Source organism: Isoptericola sp. NPDC019571, assembly GCF_044389385.1.
GTDB classification, from domain to species: Bacteria; Actinomycetota; Actinomycetes; order Actinomycetales; family Cellulomonadaceae; genus Isoptericola; species Isoptericola nanjingensis.
Map to the genome: position 1 here is coordinate 1,551 of NZ_JBIRXZ010000018.1, position 3,313 is coordinate 4,863.

Below are 3,313 nucleotides of genomic sequence, written 5' to 3' on the forward strand. Positions count from 1 at the left end.
TCCTTGTTCGTCTCTCTCCTTGTGGGTGGGGCGGGTGGGGTGGTGGGTGGTCTTGATGGATACGGGTCGTGGGCTGGTGTGAACCGCTCCCTTGGTGGGGGTAGGCGTGCCGGGTGTCTGCGGGTCGTCCGTTGCTTGAGAACTGCACAGTGGACGCGAGCATCCCAGATGTTCAGTACTTGTTCCTCGTCTTCTTCTTTGAAGGGGTGGGGGACGGGTTTTCTGATCTCTGTGAAATATTGTAGTGTGTCGAAGTTTTTAAGGGCACAGGGTGGATGCCTTGGCACTAGGAGCCGAAGAAGGACGTGGTAGCCTGCGATAAGCCTCGGGGAGTTGGCAAACGAGCTGTGATCCGAGGGTGTCCGAATGGGGGAACCCGGCTGGGGTCATGCCCAGTCACCTGCATCTGAATACATAGGGTGTAGGGGGGAACGTCGGGAAGTGAAACATCTCAGTACCGACAGGAAGAGATATTCCGTGAGTAGTGGCGAGCGAAAGCGGATGAGGCCAAACCGTGTGTGTGTCAAGCTGTCAGGCGTTGCACATGCGGGGTTGTGGGACCTTCTGACCAGATCTGACAGTCTGGTAGCCAGTAAGAAAGCCGTGTCATAGTCGAACCGCATTGAAAGGCGGACCGTAGTGGGTGTGAGTCCCGTAGACGAAATGGTGCGGCCTGGTTGAGGGGATCCCAAGTAGCACGGGGCCCGAGAAATCTCGTGTGAATCTGGCAAGACCACTTGCTAAGCCTAAATACTACCTAGTGACCGATAGCGGACTAGTACCGTGAGGGAAAGGTGAAAAGTACCCCGGGAGGGGAGTGAAATAGTACCTGAAACCGTGTGCCTACAATCCGTCGGAGCCTCCTTAGCAGGGGTGACGGCGTGCCTTTTGAAGAATGAGCCTGCGAGTTAGTGCTCGGTGGCGAGGTTAACCCGTGTGGGGAAGCCGTAGCGAAAGCGAGTCCGAATAGGGCGGTACAGTCGCCGGGTCTAGACCCGAAGCGAAGTGATCTAGCCATGGGCAGGTTGAAGCGCCGGTAAGACGGCGTGGAGGACCGAACCCACTTAGGTTGAAAACTGAGGGGATGACCTGTGGTTAGGGGTGAAAGGCCAATCAAACTTCGTGATAGCTGGTTCTCCCCGAAATGCATTTAGGTGCAGCGTCACGTGTTTCTTGCCGGAGGTAGAGCTACTGGATGGCTAATGGGCCCTACCAGGTTACTGACGTCAGCCAAACTCCGAATGCCGGTAAGACATAGCGTGGCAGTGAGACTGCGGGGGATAAGCTTCGTAGTCGAGAGGGAAACAGCCCAGATCATCGGCTAAGGCCCCTAAGCGTGTGCTCAGTGGGAAAGGATGTGGAGTTGCACAGACAACCAGGAGGTTGGCTTAGAAGCAGCCACCCTTGAAAGAGTGCGTAATAGCTCACTGGTCAAGTGATTCCGCGCCGACAATGTAGCGGGGCTCAAGTACACCGCCGAAGCCGTGGCACTCACACGTTAGCCCAGCACCAACTTGATTGGTGTTCAGGTGTGTGGGTGGGTAGGGGAGCGTCGTGTGGGCAGTGAAGCTGCAGGGTGACCTAGTGGTGGAGCCCACACGAGTGAGAATGCAGGCATGAGTAGCGAATGACGGGTGAGAAACCCGTCCGCCGAATGACCAAGGGTTCCAGGGCCAGGTTAATCCGCCCTGGGTAAGTCGGGACCTAAGGCGAGGCCGACAGGCGTAGTCGATGGACAAGGAGTTGATATTCTCCTACCGGCGAAGAACCGCCCATACCGAGCCCGGTGATGCTAACCATCCCAGACCACCACCGAGATCCTTCGGGATCTCACCGGTGGCGCGGCGTGGGACCCGAACCGGTAGTAGGTAAGCGTGTTAACAGGGGTGACGCAGGAAGGTAGCCCGGCGTGGCGATGGTAGTCCACGTCCAAGGTTGTAGCCCGCTTCGTAGGCAAATCCGCGAAGCACATAGGGTGAGAACTGATAGTGACCGCGTATGCGGGAATCGGGTGATCCTCTGCTGCCAAGAAAAGCCTCGACGCGAGGTTCTAGCCGCCCGTACCCCAAACCGACTCAGGTGGTCAGGTAGAGAATACCAAGGCGATCGAGCGAATCGTGGTTAAGGAACTCGGCAAAATGCCCCCGTAACTTCGGGAGAAGGGGGGCCCGATCCGTGAACACCCTTGCGGTGGGAAGCGGGGAGGGCCGCAGAGACCAGGGAGAAGCGACTGTTTACTAAAAACACAGGTCCGTGCGAAGTCGCAAGACGATGTATACGGACTGACGCCTGCCCGGTGCTGGAAGGTTAAGAGGACGGGTCAACTTCGGTGAAGCCCAGAATTTAAGCCCCAGTAAACGGCGGTGGTAACTATAACCATCCTAAGGTAGCGAAATTCCTTGTCGGGTAAGTTCCGACCTGCACGAATGGCGTAACGACTTCTCCGCTGTCTCAACCGCGAGCTCGGCGAAATTGCACTACGAGTAAAGATGCTCGTTACGCGCAGCAGGACGGAAAGACCCCGGGACCTTTACTATAGCTTGGTATTGGTGTTCGGTGTGGCTTGTGTAGGATAGGTGGGAGACTGTGAAACCCGGCCGCCAGGTCGGGTGGAGTCATCGTTGAAATACCACTCTGGCCATATCGACCATCTAACCTCGGTCCGTAATCCGGATCAGGGACAGTGCCTGGTGGGTAGTTTAACTGGGGCGGTTGCCTCCCAAAATGTAACGGAGGCGCTCAAAGGTTCCCTCAGCCTGGTTGGCAATCAGGTGTCGAGTGCAAGTGCACAAGGGAGCTTGACTGTGAGACCGACAGGTCGAGCAGGGACGAAAGTCGGAACTAGTGATCCGGCGGTGGCTTGTGGAAGCGCCGTCGCTCAACGGATAAAAGGTACCCCGGGGATAACAGGCTGATCTTGCCCAAGAGTCCATATCGACGGCATGGTTTGGCACCTCGATGTCGGCTCGTCGCATCCTGGGGCTGGAGTAGGTCCCAAGGGTTGGGCTGTTCGCCCATTAAAGCGGTACGCGAGCTGGGTTTAGAACGTCGTGAGACAGTTCGGTCCCTATCCGCTGCGCGCGCAGGAAACTTGAGAAGGGCTGTCCCTAGTACGAGAGGACCGGGACGGACGAACCTCTGGTGTGCCAGTTGTTCCGCCAGGAGCACGGCTGGTTAGCTACGTTCGGAAGGGATAACCGCTGAAAGCATCTAAGCGGGAAGCCTGCTTCAAGATGAGGTTTCCATCCCCCTTGCGGGGTGAAGGCACCCAGCTAGACCACTGGGTAGATAGGCCGGATGTGGAAGACAGGAC

General features: G+C 57.1%; 1 rRNA gene. It reads left to right on the forward strand.

From position 1 onward, the window contains the following. Positions 1–248: 248 nt before the first annotated feature. Positions 249–3,313: ribosomal RNA gene (locus tag ACH443_RS20360) — 23S ribosomal RNA — on the forward strand; the annotation flags it as partial.